The sequence below is a fragment of the Citrobacter enshiensis genome, assembly GCF_029338175.1.
Classification (GTDB): domain Bacteria; phylum Pseudomonadota; class Gammaproteobacteria; order Enterobacterales; family Enterobacteriaceae; genus Citrobacter_D; species Citrobacter_D enshiensis.
Genome location: NZ_CP119862.1, coordinates 4,343,272 through 4,361,451 on the forward strand (window position 1 = coordinate 4,343,272; position 18,180 = coordinate 4,361,451).

The following is an 18,180-nucleotide window of genomic DNA, read 5'->3' on the forward strand; positions in this document are numbered from 1 at the left end:
TATTATTCCTGTACGTATTCTTCAGTCACTTCAGCAAGATCTAATGCATTTTCGACCAGTGTTATGATTTCGAGCATGATGTCTTCCAGCGAAGAATTCAGCGACAATGCCCCAAACGCGACGTAATACTCTTCGTTCTGCACCAGCGAAATACCCACGGATGAGAGCGGCAGAATTTTTTGGTTGCGCAATAAGAAAACGTTAAATTCAGCTTGATTATCAATACAATTTAGCGGGCAAATCAGGGTTTCAATAATAATCTGGCGGGAAGTGAATAATATAGCAAGTTGCAGGTCGCCATAATCATTCATATTAACAATTAAAGATTTTTCATTATACTTTATTTCAATATTTAAACCGTCAATCTTTTGTAACGCTTCGGCAAGCGTCAGCGGAGTCCATGACATATATTATTCCATGTGTTATTTATTTAAATATAAACCAAATGAATGTTTATTTTTCTTTATTATATTACTCACTTTGGATAAAAAAAAACCACCCCAAAAAGGATGGTTTTTTTCTGAAAATTAAAACTAACTGCGTTGGCGTACGGCCTCAAACAGGCAGATCCCCGTCGCAACGGAAACGTTAAGCGACGAAACGCTACCCGCCATTGGGATGCTGATCAGCTCATCACAGTGTTCACGGGTCAGGCGACGCATACCTTCGCCTTCCGCGCCCATCACCAGCGCCAGACGGCCGGTCATTTTGCTCTGGTACAACGTATGGTCGGCCTCACCGGCCGTACCCACGATCCAGATGTTCTCTTCCTGTAACATGCGCATGGTGCGCGCCAGGTTGGTCACACGGATCAGCGGCACGTTCTCGGCAGCGCCACAGGCGACTTTTTTGGCCGTCGCATTCAACAGCGCGGAGCGATCCTTCGGCACAATCACCGCATGGACGCCAGCCGCATCGGCGCTACGCAGACACGCACCCAGGTTGTGCGGGTCGGTCACGCCGTCAAGAATTAACAGAAACGGTTGATCGAGTGAGGCAAGCAGATCCGGCAGATCGTTTTCCTGATACTGGCGGCCAGGCTTCACACGCGCAATAATTCCCTGATGTACCGCACCCTCACTTTTCTCATCCAGGAACTGGCGGTTCGCCAACTGGATGACAACACCCTGCGCTTCCAGAGCATGGATCAGCGGCAGCAGGCGCTTGTCTTCACGGCCTTTCAAAATAAAGACATCCTGAAAACGCTCAGGAGCACGCTCCAGCAGGGCCTGCACCGCATGGATGCCGTAAATCATTTCACTCATGAATATACTCGTTAATGGTTAATGTTGCCGTCATCGGCATGTAACGCCGGGCGGCGATGCTCGCGCCCGGCCTACAGTGTCATGTCGTTATTCAGCGACTTTCTTCTTTGCCACGCGTTTTGCCTTTGTAGCAGCCGCGATTTTAAGCGTTTTTGCCGACGGCTTTTTCGCTTTTTTATCGCCTTTTTTCTCAGCTTTAGGTTTAGCCGCTTTGCCTTTCTTCTCACCACGGAAGGCGCTGTCCGGCTCGAAATTCACCTTTTTGCCAGCCTGACGGCGTTTGCCAGCGGGTTTCCCGTTATCGCCTTTTTTCGTTTTCTCACGCGCCGTTTTCCCGACGTTGCGCGGCGCGCGCTCGCTGGAGATCAGGCTAAAGTCGATTTTACGCTCATCCATGTTGACCGCTTCGACCTTAACTTCCACGCGATCGCCCAGACGATACATCTGACCACTGGATTCGCCGGTCAGACGTTGCCCAACCTGATCGAAACGATAATAGTCGTTATCCAGGGAAGAGACGTGGACCAGACCATCAATAAACAGTTCATCAAGACGGACGAAGAACCCAAAGCCTGTCACGCTGGCAATCACGCCCTTAAAGACGTTCCCCACCTGATCCAGCATAAAGTCACACTTCAGCCAGTCAGAAACGTCACGCGTGGCTTCATCAGCACGGCGTTCGGTCATGGAACAGTGCTGGCCCAGTTGCAGCATCTCTTCCATCGAGTAGTGGTAGCCGCCTGTCTCGGTGCTGTTACCTTTATGGCCCTGCTCTTTCGCCAGCAAATATTTGATCGCACGGTGCAATGAGAGATCCGGATAACGGCGGATAGGCGACGTAAAGTGCGCATATTGCTGCAGTGCCAGACCAAAGTGCCCACGGTTTTCTGGATCGTAAATCGCCTGCTTCATTGAGCGCAGCAGCATGGTTTGCAGCATTTCTGCGTCGGGTCTGCCCTGGACCGACTCCAGTAGCTCCGCGTAGTCACGCGGTTCTGGTTTGTTACCGCCCGGCAGTTCCAGCCCCAGTTCTGCCAGTACCGAACGGAAGGAGGTGATCGCTTCCGTCGTCGGCTTGTCGTGGATACGGAACAGCGCAGGCTCTGCAGCTTTCTCAACAAAGCGTGCCGCTGAGATATTTGCCAGAATCATGCACTCTTCAATCAGTTTGTGCGCGTCGTTGCGCTGCGTCTGCTCAATGCGTTCGATACGGCGTTCGGCGTTGAAAATAAACTTCGCTTCTTCGCTCTCAAAAGAGATACCGCCACGTTCTTCACGCGCGGTGTCCAGCACCTTGTAAAGGTTGTGCAGCTCTTCGATGTGTTTCACCAGCGGCGCATACTGCTCACGCAGATCCTGATCGCCCTGCAGCATATGCCAAACCTTGGTATAGGTCAGTCGCGCATGAGAGCTCATCACCGCTTCATAGAATTTATAGCCGGTCAGACGCCCTTTGGTAGACACGGTCATTTCACAGACCATACACAGGCGATCAACCTGCGGGTTCAGTGAACACAAACCGTTTGAGAGCACTTCCGGCAGCATTGGCACAACCTGCGACGGGAAGTAAACCGACGTCCCGCGATTGCGCGCTTCCTGATCCAGCGGTGTCGGCGGACGCACGTAATAGCTAACGTCAGCAATCGCGACCCATAAACGCCAGCCACCGCCGCGTTTTTTCTCGCAATAGACGGCATCGTCAAAGTCACGCGCATCTTCACCATCGATAGTCACCAACGGCAAGTCCCGCAGATCGACGCGGCCTGCTTTCGCCTCTTCCGGCACTTCTTCTTTCAGCCCGGCAACTTGTTTTTCAACCGCTGCTGGCCAAATGTAAGGGATTTCATGGGTACGCAGCGCCATATCGACAGCCATGCCGGTGCCCATATTGTCACCCAGAACTTCGACAATTTTACCCACGGCTTTGGTGCGACGGGTCGGGCGTTGGGTGAGTTCCACCACCACCACAAAGCCCATACGCGCACCCATCACCTCTTCAGGTGGGATCAGAATGTCAAAGCTCAGGCGGCTGTCGTCCGGCACCACGAATCCCACGCCAGCATCGGTGAAGTAACGACCAACAATCTGGCTGGTTTTCGGAACCAGCACGCGCACGATACGCGCTTCACGACGACCTTTACGGTCAGCACCCAACGGCTGCGCCAGCACCTGATCGCCATGAATGCAGGTTTTCATCTGCTCGCTGGAAAGGTACAAATCATCTTTGCGACCTTCGACGCGTAAAAAACCGTAGCCATCACGATGGCCAATAACGGTGCCTTTCAGTAAGTCGAGACGTTCCGGCAGCGCATAACACTGGCGGCGAGTGAAGACCAGTTGCCCGTCACGCTCCATGGCGCGCAGACGACGGCGCAGGGCTTCCAGCTGCTCTTCGCCTTCAATATTCAGTTCAACGGCCAGTTCATCACGGTTGGCCGGTTTTTCGCGTTTCGTTAAATGTTCGAGGATATATTCCCGGCTCGGGATAGGGTTCGCGTATTTTTCAGCTTCGCGTTCCTGGAAAGGATCATGTGACATCTCGGTTCCTCCGTAGTCAGCTCCAGTGGAGTTTTACGTCACTCCACCAGCAATAATTTATAAAGTGGCTGATTCTCTTCAACCAAATCGGCAAGCGTATAGTTGTCCAGTTCCGTGAGAAAACTGTGCACTGCCTTAGAAAGTGCCTGCTTGAGTCGACAGGCTGGGGTTATGTGGCAAAATTCGCTGCTGCAGTTCACCAGCGACAGGGGCTCCAGCTCGCGCACCACATCACCAATACGAATTTTATCAGCGGGTTTGCCCAAGCGTATACCGCCATTTTTTCCTCGAATAGCAGTAACATAGCCCGCCCGGCTAAGTTGATTAATTATTTTGACCATATGATTACGGGACACGCCGTAGACTTCTGTCACCTCAGAAATACTGGTCATACGTCCATCCGGTAGCGACGCCATATAGATTAGCGCGCGTAATCCGTAATCGGTGAAACTCGTTAACTGCACATCAACCTCAGGAAAAGGGGAAAACGGGATATACCTGGTAGTATTAATTATATTGATGATAAACCAGCCAACAGCCAGGTCGCTAATTTATTTCAGTGCGGGAAGGAAAAAAACGAGGATCTTGCGAATGATTAAGCCGGATGGCAGCGCTTTGCGCCTTATCCGGCCTGGAATAACGGACAAACCGTAAGCCCGGTCAGCGCAGCGCTACCGGGCATTACCATAGATTACGCGTCGAACGGGTCGCGCAGAATCATGGTCTCAGTACGATCCGGGCCGGTAGAAATAATATCAATCGGCACACCGGTCAGTTCTTCGATACGCTTGATGTAGTTCAGCGCTGCCTGCGGCAGACCGCTGCGCTCCTTCACGCCAAACGTGGTTTCAGACCAGCCTGGCATGGTTTCGTAGATCGGCTCGATGCCTTTCCAGTCGTCAGCTGCCAGCGGAGTGGTCGTCACTTCACGGCCATCCGGCATACGGTAAGCCACACAGATTTTCACCTCTTTCAAACCGTCCAGTACGTCCAGTTTGGTCAGGCAGAAGCCAGACAGGGAGTTGATCTGTACAGCGCGACGTACGGCAACGGAATCCAGCCAGCCTGTACGACGACGACGACCGGTGGTCGCACCGTATTCGTTACCCTGCTTGCACAGGAACTCGCCCGTTTCATCAAACAGCTCAGTCGGGAACGGACCCGCGCCCACACGCGTGGAGTAAGCTTTGATGATACCCAGAACGTAATCCACAAAACGCGGACCCAGGCCGGAACCAGTCGCTACGCCACCTGCGGTGGTGTTAGAGGAGGTTACGTACGGATAAGTACCGTGGTCGATATCCAGCAGAGTACCCTGCGCACCTTCGAACATGACGAAATCGCCACGTTTGCGCGCCTGGTCCAGCAGGTCGGAAACATCAACAACCATCGCGGTCAGGATGTCGGCGATCGCCATCACATCATCCAGCACTTTCTGGTAGTCAACCGCTTCAACTTTATAGAAATTCACCAACTGGAAGTTGTGATATTCCATCACTTCTTTCAGTTTTTCAGCGAAGGTGGCTTTGTCGAACAGGTCGCCAACGCGCAGACCGCGACGAGCAACTTTATCTTCATACGCCGGCCCAATACCGCGACCTGTAGTACCAATCGCTTTCTCACCACGAGCTTTCTCACGCGCGTTATCCAGCGCAACGTGATAATCCAGGATCAGCGGACAGGCTTCAGACAGCAGCAGGCGCTCACGAACAGGAATACCACGGTCTTCCAGTCCTTTCATCTCTTTCATCAACGCGCTTGGAGACAGCACAACACCGTTACCGATGATGCTGGTAACATTTTCGCGAAGAATACCTGATGGAATAAGATGGAGGACGGTTTTTTCACCGTTGATTACGAGAGTATGGCCTGCGTTGTGACCACCCTGGTAGCGCACAACATATTTAGCCCGTTCAGTCAGAAGATCGACGATCTTTCCTTTACCTTCGTCACCCCATTGGGTGCCCAGTACGACGACGTTGTTACCCATTTTTCAAAATCACCGTTTGCTTAAAAATGGATTCTACCATCGCTTTTTCAGATATACAGCACTTTTTGCGGGCTAAAAACAGGTAATCAGCCCACTTTTTGATCAGCCAATCGTTTTCCTCAACATGTAGTAGACAACAATGCCCGCAACCACAAGACCTCCACCAAAACGGCGTAAAATATTTTCAGGCAATTGCGTCATGGCAGAGATCATTTTCTTCCAGGCCCTGGGATAAAGCATCGGACCCAGGCCTTCAAACACCAAAACCAGGGCGAGCGCCAGCCAAATTGTTGAGTTCATCCGTTGTCCTTATAAAAAAAGAAAACCACCGCATCCCTGGAGATGCCGGTGGTTTTGCTCATCTAAAACCTGACGTTATTTTAACGTGCTGTGGTGCTCGGTGTCTTCATGTAGCGGAAGAAATCGCTGTCCGGACTCATCACCATGACGTCCTGATTTCCTTCAAAGCTCGTCTCGTAAGCACGCAGGCTACGGATGAACGCGTAGAAATCGGGATCCTGGCTAAAGGCATCCGCAAACAGCTTCGCAGCTTCGGCATCGCCTTCACCGCGCATAATGCGGCCCTGGCGCTCGGCTTCCGCCAGCGTTTTCGTCACTTCATAATCCGCTGTCGCGCGCAGTTTTTCCGCTTCTTCCTGGCCCTGTGAACGATGACGACGCGCTACCGCTTCACGCTCGGCGCGCATACGGTTGTAAATCGCCTCAGACACTTCAGCAGGCAGGTTGATCTGCTTGATACGCACATCGACCACTTCGATACCCAACGCCGCCATACTGTTCGGGTTAATGACTGGCACTTTACCGTTGGTTTCAGCGGTTACGCGCTCAGCAGCCTCGGCAATCGCGTTATCCGCGGCTGGCGTCGCTACTTCATCATCGGTGCCTGCTGTACCGGAGTTCAGCGCATCACGCACTTCCAGGGTCAGACGACCACGAGAATCGGTGACGATATCTTTCACGTCCAGACGACCAATCTCAGAACGCAGACGGTCAGAGAATTTACGTTTCAGCAGCACTTCGGCCTGAGAAACGTCACCACCGCCCGTTGCCAGGAAGTAGCGGCTGAAATCACTGATACGCCACTTGATGTAAGAGTCGACGATCAGGTCTTTCTTCTCTTTGGTGACAAAACGGTCGGCCTGGTTGTCCATGGTCTGGATACGCGCGTCGAGCATTTTCACCGACTGAATGAACGGAACCTTGAAGTGCAGGCCCGGCTCATAAATCAGCGGTTTCTTGTCGCTGTCGCGCACAACGCTGCTGAACTGGAACTTGATCCCGCGCTCGCCTTCTTTGACAACAAAGAGAGACGTGTACAGCACTACCAGCACGATGATGATAATCGCAATAACTGACTTACGCATCGTTATTCCCCCTGACGCTGGTAGTCGTTACGCTGCGCGTTAGCGCGGCGTTGGTCCATAATATCGCCCTGGCTGGTGGACGAGGTGTTGCTTGCTCCGCTGTTGCTGGAGGAAGACGCCGGCGGCAGACGCAGCAGGTTATTCGCCCCGCTGTTATCGCTCTTTGCCCCGGAGGTGTTCCCACCTTTCAGCATCTGATCCAATGGCAGAACCATCAGATTACCGCCTTTGTCATTGACCAGAACTTTGCGGGTATGGCTCAACACTTTTTCCATCGTTTCGATATACAGACGCTCGCGAGTAATTTGCGGTGCGGCTTTATATTCCGGCAGAAGCTTGGCAAAGCGAGCCACTTCACCCTGCGCTTCCAGGATGGTTTGGGTCTTGTAAGCACGCGCTTCTTCAAGAATACGCTGCGCCTGACCGTTTGCACGCGGCTGAACTTCGTTGATGTACGCTTCTGCTTCACGGATGTATTGCTGCTCGTTTTCACGTGCTGCGATAGCATCGTCAAACGCGGCCTTCACCTCTTCCGGCGGACGTGCAGCCTGGAAGTTGACGTCCAGCAGAGTGATACCCATGTTGTAAGGACGAATCGTCTCTTCCAGTTCACGTTGGGTATCGCTACGAATCACGGTACGGCCTTCGGTCAGAATGCGGTCCATGGTGTACTTACCGATAACCCCACGCAGGGCGCTGTCGGTTGCCTGACGCAAACTGTCATCGGCGCTGGTCACGCTAAACAGGTAACGCTGCGGATCGGTCACGCGGTACTGCACGTTCATCTCAACGCGTACGACGTTTTCGTCAGACGTCAGCATCACGCCGGACGCAGCAAGTTCACGCACCGCTTCAACGTTCACCGGGGTGACGACATCGACAAATGTCGGTTTCCAGTTCAGACCCGGCTCAACCAAATGGCTGAATTTACCGAAGCGTGTCACCACGCCGCGTTCCGCTTCTTTAATGGTATAGAAACCGCTGGCCGCCCAAATAATGACGATAGCTGCCGCTGCGATGGATACGACACGACCACCCAACTGCGGGCGTGGGCCTTGCGATGAGCTGCCGCCGCCAGAGCCAGTACCTTTACCGCCACCCAGACCACCGAGTTTTTTACTCAGTTTGCGGAAGATATCATCCAGATCAGGAGGCCCCTGATCGCGGCCACCTTTGTTTCCATTTCCCTCAGGGTTGCCGCCAGGTTTGCTGCTTCCCCACGGGTCGCGGTCTTGTCCGTTATTACCGGGCTGATTCCACGCCATGTTTGTGCTCCATATTTGTTATGCGGTGAGATACCCCGTTTTTTGCACTACAGGGGCGTTGCCGCCGTCCTGCACCCCAAAATCCGATAAGTATTGGGCAAAAATCCTCAGGCCTTTCTTCCTGGTCAGACTACGTAATCCACCAGGGTCGGTTCTTGTTTACAGAGGCGACGCCAGTCAACGATCGGCATGCGAACTTGCAGACTTACGCTGCCGTCCTCCTCCATCCACTCTTTTTCTATTGCCTGAAGTTGATAAAACCGGCTTCTCAGGCGCCCTTCCTGTGGCGGCAAACGCAACGTGTGCTGCGCCACCTCACCGGAAAGCCGTTCAGTCAAAGCCTGAAAAAGTTGTGGTATGCCAACACCGGTCTGTGCGGAAAGCCAGACACGGATTGGTTTATTCTCTTCATCTCTGTCGATACGCGGCGCAAAGTCGTCCAGCATGTCGATCTTGTTCATCACCATCAGGGTCGGGATCTCGTGAGCATCGATCTCTTCGAGCACCGTATCCACTGCGTCGATGTTTTCCTGTACGCGTACGTCAGCAGCGTCCACAACATGCAACAACAGCGTGGCCTGACGTGTCTCCTGCAAGGTAGCCTTAAAGGCGGCCACCAGGTCATGCGGTAAATGACGGATAAAACCAACGGTATCCGCCAGCACAGTTTCACCGACATCCGCCACATCAATGCGGCGCAGCGTCGGGTCCAGGGTCGCAAACAGTTGATCTGCTGCGTATACCCGGGCTTCGGTTATCTGGTTGAACAGGGTGGATTTTCCGGCGTTGGTATATCCCACCAGTGATACGGTTGGGACATCCGCTTTCTTGCGCGACTGCCGCCCCTGCTCACGTTGCTTTTCAACTTTTTCCAGGCGCGACTGTATCTGCAAAATGCGGTTACGCAGCAAACGACGGTCGGTTTCGAGCTGGGTTTCACCCGGACCACGCAAACCAATCCCGCCTTTTTGCCTTTCAAGGTGGGTCCAGCCACGGACCAGGCGTGTGGCCATATGACGCAACTGCGCCAGCTCAACCTGCAACTTACCCTCATGGGTACGCGCACGTTGGGCAAAAATATCTAAAATAAGACCGGTCCTGTCGATAACAAGACACTGGCACAACTGTTCCAGGTTACGTTCCTGGGCAGGACTTAAAGCATGATCAAAAATCACCACTGCAGCGCCAGTCGCTTTCACGGCTTCCGCAATTTCGATTGCCTTACCTTCACCAACAAAATACTTCGGGTGCGGTGCTTTACGGCTACCGGTAATCACCTGCATTGCTTCGACACCGGCGGAAGAGACAAGAGATTCAAACTCTTGTAGATCTTCCATATCTTTGTCTTGCGAAAAATAGATGTGTACCAGTACCGCCTGCTCACCGGCATCATAACGGTCAAACAAGCGTAAACCCTCATAAATAACCAGCGGGGGCCGCTATTATGGCGCCCCCGACATGGATAAACAGCGACAAACCTTATTCGGTTTCTTCGCTGTCCTGTTGCGCAGAAGAACCCTGCGCGCTGCTACCGTGATGATAGTTACTGCTGGTGCCGCCGGTGGCATTGTTGCTGTGATGAGAAACCGGGCGAGACGGGACAACAGTAGAAATCGCGTGCTTATAAACCATCTGGCTGACCGTGTTTTTCAACAGGATCACGAACTGATCAAAAGACTCGATTTGACCTTGCAGCTTAATACCATTCACCAAATAAATAGAAACCGGAACACGCTCCCGACGCAATGCGTTCAGGAACGGATCTTGTAAAGATTGCCCCTTAGCCATTCTCTCTTTTCCTTATATGCTTATTTGTACTTTGAACCTTTCGATTCTGAAAATTGCGCACGATACGTCTCAATTGTACACATTCAGTCTGCGATAGCACCAACAACCTGTAATACTTCGTTTCGCGCCTGGTCAGGCTTTTCACTGTCAAGCCAGTGCACGCCTTCCCAGCCTCGTAACCAGGTTATCTGCCGCTTCGCCAACTGCCTCGTGGCGCAAACACCTCTATAAACCATTTCATCGTATGAAATTTCGCCTTCAATGTATGACCACATCTGGCGGTACCCCACGCAACGAATGGAAGGCAAATCCGTATGCAAATCTCCACGGGCAAAAAGCGCCCGCACTTCTGCTTCAAAACCTGAAGCCAACATCTGATGAAAACGCTGCTCAATTCGCTGATGGAGCAGTTCACGGCTCGCCGGGGCGATGGCGAACTGATGCACCTGGTACGGTAGAGCGTCTCCTGACGTTTGCGTCAGTTCCGTTAAAGTTTTACCCGAAATGAAAAAAACTTCCAGTGCCCGGGAAAGTCTTTGCGGATCATTTGGATGAATTCGCGCGGCCGCAACAGGATCAATCTCCTGAAGCTGTCGGTGCAACGCGTCCCATCCCTGCTCTGCCGCCTGTTGCTCAATTCTGGCTCTGACCTCAGGATCCGCCGACGGTAATGGCGACAATCCCTCAAGCAACGCCTTGAAATACAACATCGTACCGCCCACTAGCAGCGGAATACGTCCCGCCGCAGTGATGTCAGCCATCTCCGCCAGGGCATCACGACGAAAATCCGCCGCAGAATACGCCTGCAAAGGATCGCGAATATCCAGCAATCGGTGCGGAGCGACCTTTAACTCTTCAGCGTCTGGCTTGGCCGTACCGATATCCATCCCTTGATAAATAAGGGCGGAATCAACGCTTATCAACTCTACTGGCAAAACTTTACGCAATTCAATTGCTAATGCGGTCTTGCCGGAGGCCGTCGGCCCCATCAAAAAAATCGCCTTTGGCAGGCTCGCCTTACTGATATCACTCATGTTTCAGGGCGTTCATCGCCGAATGTAAATCAACAGGTTGTAACAGACCACCCGGCGGCGCCTTCACAAGTTGCGGACATAACCGCTCGACATCAGCCAACAGGGTAATGGCCTGCGCCATAGTCCACTGCGGATGTTCACTCATCAGATTACGCGCAATCCACTGGGCAATATTGTCGGCCTCATAGCCAGATTGCTGCGCCAGGTAGCCTATCAGTTCAGGAATCAAGATTTGTAAATTTTGTTGGCGTAAGGGTAAAGGCACAGCTCGAATGGTCACATGCTGCGCATCCAACTGGAATTCAATCCCTAAATCCGCCAAACAGGGGAGCGCATTTTGCAGCGCCGTCTTTTCGTCAACCGCCACTTTTAAGCGTAGCGGAATCAGCAACGGCTGGGCACACACCGGCGCTTTTCCGGGCGTCAGTTGCGCCTGTCGCAACCAGCGTTCTGCCACCGGCAGCGACAGTAACTGGATGCGGCCATCGCTTTCGAGTAACGCACAATCGGCGCCAATAATAGTGAGTACGCGACCAAAACTCTGGCTGTGTCCGGCCAGCGCAGGCTCGACAGCATCAGGACGTTGTTTTTTTTGCGCCGGAGCCGGCGTCTGTAGCAACTGACGATAAACGTCTCCCTCCTGCTTTTGATAGCCCGGTTGAGCCTGCGGCCACTGTGCGGTTGCCTGACGACCAGAGTGACTCACCGGAGAAGGAGAAGAATAACGCGGTGTCGCCGGTTCACGTGCGACAGCAGGTTCAGCAAAGTGATTGCGTCCGGCTGCCACACGGTTTTCCGGAATATGTCTTGGCGTCGGCTCATCGTCTTCTGCCAACGGCAGCGATGTCTCAAGCTGCTGTTGCAGCACACTGAGAACGCCCTGATAGATAAAATCATGCACCAGGCGCGACTGGTGAAAGCGCACCTCGTGTTTGGCAGGATGCACATTGACATCAACCTGATGAGGGTCGATTTCCAGATACAACACAAACGCGGGCTGCTGATCGGCGCCGAGTTTGTTTTCACAGGCCTGACGAATGGCATGATTGATCAACCGATCGCGCATCATACGTCCGTTCACATAGCAGTACTGAATTTCCGCCAGCGCCGCCGTCGTATGACGAGGGTCAGCCACCCAACCGTGCAGCAGCAAATCGCCATGCTGCCACTCAATCGCCAGCGCCTGTTCCAGAAACGGAGCGCCGCAAATCGCGCCCAGCCGACGCTCTTTCTGCCCATCCTGCGCCACCGCGCGATACTGACGCACCATTTTGCCGTTGTGCGACAAATTGATCGTGACGTCAAAACGCGCCAGCGCAATGCGCCGGATGATCTCATCAATATGGTTAAATTCGGTTTTCTCGGTACGCATGAACTTGCGCCGCGCCGGGGTATTGTAGAACAGATCCAGCACTTCCAGCGTCGTGCCCACCGGATGCGCGGCGGGTTTAACCGTCACGTCCATGTCACGCCCTTCGGCATACGCTTGCCAGGCTTCGGGCTGTTCTGCAGTGCGGGAGGTGAGCGTTAACCGTGACACCGAACTGATACTTGCCAGCGCTTCACCGCGAAACCCGAGGCTGATAATGGCCTCAAGATCGTCGAGCGTGGCTATTTTACTGGTCGCGTGACGCGCTAACGCCAGCGCCAGTTCGTCCTTTTTAATGCCACAGCCGTTATCGCGAATACGGATAAGCTTTGCGCCGCCGCGTTCAATATCGATATCAATTCGCGTCGCGCCAGCATCAAGGCTGTTTTCTACCAGCTCTTTGACCACCGACGCAGGTCGTTCCACCACTTCACCTGCGGCAATTTGGTTCGCCAGTTGCGGCGGAAGAACCTGAATCGGCATGCATATTCCTTAGTTTGTTAGCATCTCGCCCGGCGCAGTCGCGCTGGCAGTTTGCGCAGGCGTCCCCTGCGGCCCAGATTGCATAGGATGCGCCAGGAAGTAGTTACGTACGCCCTTATAGATGGCATCAGCCAGCCGCTGCTGATAATCATCGCTTGCCAGCAAACGCTCTTCGCTGTGGTTACTGATAAAGCCCGTTTCAACCAACACCGATGGGATATCTGGTGAGCGCAACACGCCGAGGCTGGCGTGTTCAGGACGACGCTTATGCATCGAACCAATACGCTGTAACTGACTGATCATGCTGGTCGCCACATCATACCCTACGCGTTGTGAATGACCGAATTGCAAATCCAGTACCGCCTGACTCAGGTAAGGGTCAGACTGGCTGTTTGCCAGTACATCGCCCGCGCCGCCTAGCAGTTCGGACTGCTTCTCATGCTGCTCCAGCCAGCCCGCCATTTCTGTGTTCGCACGTCGGTTTGACAATACCCACACCGAAGCCCCTGTCGCATCACGATTCGGCGCGGCATCCGCATGGATCGACACCAGGAAATTGGCATTTTGCTTACGAGCGACGTCCGAACGCCCCATCACCGAGATAAAATAGTCTCCGTCACGCGTTAAGACGCCTTTGAACATCGGATCGTCGTTGAGCAGCGTACGCAGCTTACGGGCGACGGCGATAGTGACATTCTTCTCACGGACACCGCCGGGACCAATAGCGCCGGGGTCCTGACCGCCGTGACCAGCATCAATAGCAATAACGACCTTGTCGCTATTACTCACCGGAGTTCGTGCCGCAGGACGCGTCGCCGTGTTGCTGCTAACAACCGCCGTCGTGCGATCGTTACTGGATTTAAATGGATTACGTGCAGGCTCGCTCGGGCGCGGCGCGATCTCCGGCGTCTCAACGCGTTTCACTACCACCGGCGGCGGGGGTGGTGGCGGAGGCGGGGCATCGGCGTTAATCGTAAAGACGACGGTATAATTACCGCCGTTTTGCCGCTTCACAGCTTCGGTTTTCCCGTTCTCGGTTAAATCCACGACCAGCCGCAGCGACTGAGCATCCTTCGGCGTTCCCGAGCGGATCGCCTTCACCAGGTTATTTCCGCTAAACAGCAGTGGCAATCCCTGGATCACACCGCTCTGTTGGATATCCAGCGCAACGGTACGTTTACTGTCCTGCGAAAAGGTATAATCCGGATCGCCGATAAAACTCAGCGTAATCCGCGCCTGTTGTTCGCCATTGGAAACCTGAATATCGGAGAGGCTGGCGGCCCCGACCTGCGCGCACAGCAGGACCAGTGTTGCCACCCACCAATTTCTGATGCGAAAAATCATCCCGTCACCCTTAAGGTTAACCGGCTAAACGCGCCAGCAACAAATTACCTGATGTGGAGACCGCGCTAATGCGCGCCTCACGACCTTGCGCCTGGTAATCTATGTGTATTTCGACATCCGGGTCAGGCAGTACACCTTTACCTTGTTGCGGCCATTCCACCAGGCAGATGGCATCATTGGCAAAATAATCACGGATCCCCATAAATTCCAGCTCCTCAGGGTCCGCAAGACGGTATAAATCAAAGTGATATACCATTAGGTTATCGAGTGAATAAGGTTCGACCAGCGTGTAGGTTGGACTTTTCACGTTGCCTTTATGGCCTAACGCCTGCAGAAACCCACGGCTAAAGGTGGTTTTACCCGCGCCTAAATCACCGTACAAATAGATAACAGTCGCACCCGTACAGGCTTTGGCTACCCGCAGTCCCAGGTCTAATGTTGCCTGCTCATCAGGTAGCGGAATTACTCGATTCATCATGGTTTACGTCAATCACATCAGGGTTAACAATACGCTGTAGCGTGGAAAAGAGATCGGACGCCAGCATGCCGCGAGTGCCGAAACGCGCCGCAAGCACATCCGCCGCCGCGCCGTGGGCAACACATCCCGCACACGCTGCATCATACGGGGTAAGCTTCTGTCCGAGCAATGCACCAATAATCCCGGAGAGCACATCGCCCATACCGCCGCTGGCCATTCCCGCATTACCGGCATCAATAATAGCTGGCACAGCTGACTCTGCGTCGACAACCGTTCCCGCACCTTTCAGCACCACTACACCACCGTACCGTTTTACCAGACGGCGTGCTGAAAGTAAGCGATCACTTTCTATTTCTGCAACAGAACAGCCCAGCAACCGGGCAGCTTCCCCCGGATGCGGGGTGATCACGCGATTGTGACGTTTATCGGGATTGATTGCCAGCAGGTTGAGCGCATCCGCATCCCAGAGCATTGGTTTGCGAAAATTCTCAACTTTCTGCAGCGCCTTTTTACCCCACTCCTGTTGCCCAAGCCCAGGGCCAATCACCACCACATCTGCCCATGCCAGGCTTTCCTCAAGAGATTGTGAGGTCAGCTCATGGACCATAAGCTCTGGCCGGGCCGTCAGCAGCGGCGCGATGTTTTCACCGCGCGTCAACACTCTGACTAACCCGGCGCCGGTTCGTAGCGCCGCCTCGCCCGCCAGACGAATCGCCCCGGCAGTACCATAATCCCCGCCAATAATTACCAGCCGACCGTGATCGCCTTTGTGCGATGTGGGGCGACGCGGCGTCAACCAGCATCTGAGTTGTGAAGCATCAACGCGTTGGATTTGCCTCTCCTGCCTCGCCAACCAGCTGTCCAGGCCCAACGCATCAAAATGCAGATGCCCGGTGACATCCCGCGCTTTTCCCGTCAGCAAACCGGGTTTCAGCGCAACAAACGTGACCGTGTGCGCGGCATTAATCACCGCGCCGGGCGTCGCGCCCGTCTGCGCCAGCAGGCCGGAAGGAATATCCACCGCCACCACGGGAGCGGGATGCGCATTGGCATGTTCAATCAATGCGGCAAGGGACTGCCGCGGTGCTTGCGTAAGGCCGGTACCTGACAGCGCATCAATAATGACGTCAATTCCCGCAGGCCAGACGATATCTGGCGCATGGGTAACGCCTCCCGCATTTAGCCAGGACTCGCGAGCCTGGGCGGCCTCATCAGGGAGCGGTTTATCGCTTTCTTGCGCCAACAGCGTGACATTCATGCCAGCGGCTTTCGCAAGCCTTGCCAGTACATAGCCATCACCGCCGTTATTGCCGTGCCCACAGAGCACCAGCCAGCGGCGAGCCTCTGGGTACGCACTGCGGGTGACCTGAAACGCCGCCTCGCCCGCACGCAACATCAATTCGTACAGAGTCAATCCAAAAGCGTCTGCCGCTTCGCGCTCCACTCTCTTGATGTCATCGGCGGGCCAAATGGAGTGTGGTATACTTGTGGGGTATTTCTTCATTGTATGGTCCGTCATGTCAGAGCCCCTCGATCTCAATCAGTTAGCGCAAAATATCAAACAGTGGGGGCTGGAACTGGGCTTTCAGCAGGTTGGTATTACCGATACCGACCTCAGCGAAGCCGAACCCAAACTGCAGGCATGGCTGGACAAACAATACCACGGCGAGATGGACTGGATGGCCCGTCACGGCATGATGCGCGCCAGGCCACACGAATTATTGCCCGGTACTCTGCGCGTGATCAGCGTACGCATGAATTATCTGCCCGCTAACGCTGCGTTTGCCAGCACGCTGAAAAATCCCCGGTTGGGCTACATCAGTCGTTATGCGTTGGGCCGCGACTACCACAAACTCTTACGTAACCGCCTAAAAAAACTGGGCGAGATGATTCAGCAACATTGTGGCTCGCTGAATTTTAGACCGTTTGTCGACTCTGCGCCCATTCTTGAACGTCCGCTGGCTGAAAAAGCCGGTCTCGGCTGGACAGGTAAGCACTCACTTACCCTTAACCGCGAGGCAGGTTCGTTCTTTTTTCTTGGTGAGCTACTGATCGATTTGCCCCTGCCCATCGACGTCCCTCAAGAAGAGGGGTGTGGAAAATGCGTGGCCTGCATGACAATTTGTCCGACTGGTGCGATTGTGGAACCTTACACTGTCGATGCCCGCCGCTGTATCTCGTATCTCACCATTGAGCTGGAAGGCGCGATCCCTGAAGAACTTCGCCCGCTGATAGGAAACCGAATCTATGGTTGTGATGACTGTCAGCTTATTTGCCCGTGGAATCGCTACTCGCAGCTGACCGTCGAGGATGATTTCAGTCCGCGCAAACCGCTACACGCCCCGGAACTGATTGAACTGTTCAACTGGAGCGAAGCAAGATTCCTGAAAGTCACGGAAGGTTCAGCCATTCGGCGCATTGGTCACTTACGCTGGTTGCGAAATATTGCTGTCGCACTCGGAAATGCGCCGTGGGATGACGCGGTGATTCAGGCGCTGGAAAGTCGCCGAGGTGAGCACCCACTTCTTGATGAGCACATAGAATGGGCGGTTGCCCAGCAAATTGAGAGGCGCAATGCTTGTGTGGTAGAAGTGCAATTACCGAAGAAACAGCGGCTGATCAGAGTGGTTGAAAAGGGTCTGCCGCGAGACGCCTGAATCATCCACAGCTTGTGTATAAAAATAAAAATGCATTGTGATTCAAGAGGGAAAAAATCGTCAAGTGATCGCATTAACATTTCGAAATGATAATTAATCTAATGTTTTCAACAAATTGTAAAGTTACTATTCACCCGGCGAAGTTTTTCGCATTCCAGGAATAATACCCTGACCTGTGGATAAGTCTGTTTACAAGAGTGTGTCAGAAGCAAAAGAAATCGTCCCCAACGTGATAACGCGTTGTGGATAATTTTATTGAGATAAGAATTTGGAGCGGGAAACGAGACTCGAACTCGCGACCCCGACCTTGGCAAGGTCGTGCTCTACCAACTGAGCTATTCCCGCTTGGGTGGTGCGTATCTTGCGATACTTTCAAATTTTGGAGCGGGAAACGAGACTCGAACTCGCGACCCCGACCTTGGCAAGGTCGTGCTCTACCAACTGAGCTATTCCCGCTTGGGTGGTGCATATCTTGCGATACTTTCAAATTTTGGAGCGGGAAACGAGACTCGAACTCGCGACCCCGACCTTGGCAAGGTCGTGCTCTACCAACTGAGCTATTCCCGCAAATTTGTTGCTGTCGT

Annotated in this window: 16 protein-coding genes and 3 tRNA genes; 1 reads left to right on the forward strand and 18 read right to left on the reverse strand. The window is 53.6% G+C overall.

What is annotated here, in order from left to right:
• Positions 1-2: 2 nt before the first annotated feature.
• The 15 genes from P2W74_RS20675 to nnr all read right to left on the reverse strand — a co-directional run bounded on the left by P2W74_RS20675 (position 3) and on the right by nnr (position 16,458).
• A complete protein-coding gene (locus P2W74_RS20675) occupies positions 3-407 on the reverse strand; it encodes a YjfI family protein (RefSeq protein WP_276293048.1) in 405 nt (134 codons plus the stop codon).
• Positions 408-533: 126 nt separating this feature from the next.
• Complete coding sequence (rlmB, locus tag P2W74_RS20680) at positions 534-1,265, reverse strand: 23S rRNA (guanosine(2251)-2'-O)-methyltransferase RlmB (RefSeq protein ID WP_276293049.1); 732 nt, start codon at positions 1,263-1,265, stop codon at positions 534-536.
• 87 nt (positions 1,266-1,352) lie between these two features.
• Positions 1,353-3,803: a ribonuclease R gene (gene rnr / locus P2W74_RS20685; RefSeq protein ID WP_276293050.1), complete on the reverse strand. Its 2,451-nt coding sequence runs from the start codon at positions 3,801-3,803 to the stop codon at positions 1,353-1,355.
• Between the two features lie 38 nt (positions 3,804-3,841).
• A complete protein-coding gene (gene nsrR / locus P2W74_RS20690; RefSeq protein WP_192610827.1) occupies positions 3,842-4,267 on the reverse strand; it encodes a nitric oxide-sensing transcriptional repressor NsrR in 426 nt (141 codons plus the stop codon).
• Between the two features lie 227 nt (positions 4,268-4,494).
• The gene (gene purA / locus P2W74_RS20695) at positions 4,495-5,793 is read right to left on the reverse strand and encodes an adenylosuccinate synthase (RefSeq protein ID WP_276293051.1); all 1,299 of its coding nucleotides are present in this window, start codon (positions 5,791-5,793) and stop codon (positions 4,495-4,497) included.
• Positions 5,794-5,895: 102 nt separating this feature from the next.
• Positions 5,896-6,093 carry a DUF2065 domain-containing protein gene (locus P2W74_RS20700; RefSeq protein WP_192610825.1) on the reverse strand — a complete coding sequence of 66 codons (198 nt, stop codon included), beginning with the start codon at positions 6,091-6,093 and terminating at the stop codon, positions 5,896-5,898.
• Positions 6,094-6,173: 80 nt separating this feature from the next.
• On the reverse strand, positions 6,174-7,178 hold the full coding sequence (gene hflC, locus P2W74_RS20705) for a protease modulator HflC (protein ID WP_192610824.1): 1,005 nt from the start codon (positions 7,176-7,178) through the stop codon (positions 6,174-6,176).
• Positions 7,179-7,180: 2 nt separating this feature from the next.
• The gene (gene hflK / locus P2W74_RS20710; protein ID WP_276293052.1) at positions 7,181-8,443 is read right to left on the reverse strand and encodes an FtsH protease activity modulator HflK; all 1,263 of its coding nucleotides are present in this window, start codon (positions 8,441-8,443) and stop codon (positions 7,181-7,183) included.
• A 125-nt stretch (positions 8,444-8,568) separates the two neighbouring features.
• Entirely contained in the window at positions 8,569-9,849 is a 1,281-nt protein-coding gene (hflX, locus tag P2W74_RS20715) for a ribosome rescue GTPase HflX (RefSeq protein ID WP_276293053.1), read from the reverse strand.
• A 73-nt stretch (positions 9,850-9,922) separates the two neighbouring features.
• Positions 9,923-10,231 (reverse strand): RNA chaperone Hfq, encoded by a 309-nt coding sequence (gene hfq, locus P2W74_RS20720; protein WP_162383027.1) that lies wholly within the window; start codon positions 10,229-10,231, stop codon positions 9,923-9,925.
• A gap of 83 nt (positions 10,232-10,314) precedes the next feature.
• On the reverse strand, positions 10,315-11,265 hold the full coding sequence (miaA, locus tag P2W74_RS20725) for a tRNA (adenosine(37)-N6)-dimethylallyltransferase MiaA (protein ID WP_276293054.1): 951 nt from the start codon (positions 11,263-11,265) through the stop codon (positions 10,315-10,317).
• The gene (gene mutL / locus P2W74_RS20730) at positions 11,258-13,117 is read right to left on the reverse strand and encodes a DNA mismatch repair endonuclease MutL (RefSeq protein WP_276293055.1); all 1,860 of its coding nucleotides are present in this window, start codon (positions 13,115-13,117) and stop codon (positions 11,258-11,260) included. Before mutL ends, miaA begins: the two co-directional genes overlap by 8 nt.
• Positions 13,118-13,126: 9 nt before the next feature.
• Positions 13,127-14,461 (reverse strand): N-acetylmuramoyl-L-alanine amidase AmiB, encoded by a 1,335-nt coding sequence (amiB, locus tag P2W74_RS20735; protein ID WP_276293056.1) that lies wholly within the window; start codon positions 14,459-14,461, stop codon positions 13,127-13,129.
• A gap of 16 nt (positions 14,462-14,477) precedes the next feature.
• Positions 14,478-14,939, reverse strand: a complete 462-nt coding sequence (gene tsaE / locus P2W74_RS20740; RefSeq protein ID WP_276293057.1) for a tRNA (adenosine(37)-N6)-threonylcarbamoyltransferase complex ATPase subunit type 1 TsaE — start codon at positions 14,937-14,939, stop codon at positions 14,478-14,480.
• On the reverse strand, positions 14,911-16,458 hold the full coding sequence (gene nnr, locus P2W74_RS20745) for a bifunctional ADP-dependent NAD(P)H-hydrate dehydratase/NAD(P)H-hydrate epimerase (protein ID WP_276293058.1): 1,548 nt from the start codon (positions 16,456-16,458) through the stop codon (positions 14,911-14,913). Before nnr ends, tsaE begins: the two co-directional genes overlap by 29 nt.
• On the opposite strand from nnr, the gene queG reads away from it, so the two are divergent.
• Positions 16,457-17,596 (forward strand): tRNA epoxyqueuosine(34) reductase QueG, encoded by a 1,140-nt coding sequence (gene queG, locus P2W74_RS20750; RefSeq protein ID WP_276293059.1) that lies wholly within the window; start codon positions 16,457-16,459, stop codon positions 17,594-17,596. The two genes, nnr and queG, sit on opposite strands and share 2 nt — an antisense overlap.
• 269 nt (positions 17,597-17,865) lie before the next feature.
• Here queG and P2W74_RS20755 read toward each other — a convergent pair.
• The 3 genes from P2W74_RS20755 to P2W74_RS20765 all read right to left on the reverse strand — a co-directional run bounded on the left by P2W74_RS20755 (position 17,866) and on the right by P2W74_RS20765 (position 18,163).
• Positions 17,866-17,941: transfer RNA gene (locus P2W74_RS20755), tRNA-Gly, on the reverse strand.
• 35 nt (positions 17,942-17,976) lie between these two features.
• Positions 17,977-18,052 (reverse strand) — tRNA-Gly (locus P2W74_RS20760).
• 35 nt (positions 18,053-18,087) lie between these two features.
• Positions 18,088-18,163 (reverse strand) — tRNA-Gly (locus tag P2W74_RS20765).
• Positions 18,164-18,180 lie beyond the last annotated feature (17 nt).

Excerpts from the sequence above, each read along its gene's own strand:
- P2W74_RS20675 (WP_276293048.1), bottom strand. The coding sequence starts at position 407 with ATGTCATGGACTCCGCTGACGCTTGCCGAAGCGTTACAAAAGATTGAC.
- rlmB (WP_276293049.1), bottom strand. The coding sequence starts at position 1,265 with ATGAGTGAAATGATTTACGGCATCCATGCGGTGCAGGCCCTGCTGGAG.
- rnr (WP_276293050.1), bottom strand. The coding sequence starts at position 3,803 with ATGTCACATGATCCTTTCCAGGAACGCGAAGCTGAAAAATACGCGAAC.
- purA (WP_276293051.1), bottom strand. The coding sequence starts at position 5,793 with ATGGGTAACAACGTCGTCGTACTGGGCACCCAATGGGGTGACGAAGGT.
- P2W74_RS20700 (WP_192610825.1), bottom strand. The coding sequence starts at position 6,093 with ATGAACTCAACAATTTGGCTGGCGCTCGCCCTGGTTTTGGTGTTTGAA.
- hflC (WP_192610824.1), bottom strand. The coding sequence starts at position 7,178 with ATGCGTAAGTCAGTTATTGCGATTATCATCATCGTGCTGGTAGTGCTG.
- hflK (WP_276293052.1), bottom strand. The coding sequence starts at position 8,443 with ATGGCGTGGAATCAGCCCGGTAATAACGGACAAGACCGCGACCCGTGG.
- hfq (WP_162383027.1), bottom strand. The coding sequence starts at position 10,231 with ATGGCTAAGGGGCAATCTTTACAAGATCCGTTCCTGAACGCATTGCGT.
- miaA (WP_276293054.1), bottom strand. The coding sequence starts at position 11,265 with ATGAGTGATATCAGTAAGGCGAGCCTGCCAAAGGCGATTTTTTTGATG.
- mutL (WP_276293055.1), bottom strand. The coding sequence starts at position 13,117 with ATGCCGATTCAGGTTCTTCCGCCGCAACTGGCGAACCAAATTGCCGCA.
- amiB (WP_276293056.1), bottom strand. The coding sequence starts at position 14,461 with ATGATTTTTCGCATCAGAAATTGGTGGGTGGCAACACTGGTCCTGCTG.
- tsaE (WP_276293057.1), bottom strand. The coding sequence starts at position 14,939 with ATGATGAATCGAGTAATTCCGCTACCTGATGAGCAGGCAACATTAGAC.
- queG (WP_276293059.1), top strand. The coding sequence starts at position 16,457 with ATGTCAGAGCCCCTCGATCTCAATCAGTTAGCGCAAAATATCAAACAG.
- nnr (WP_276293058.1), bottom strand. The coding sequence starts at position 16,458 with ATGACGGACCATACAATGAAGAAATACCCCACAAGTATACCACACTCC.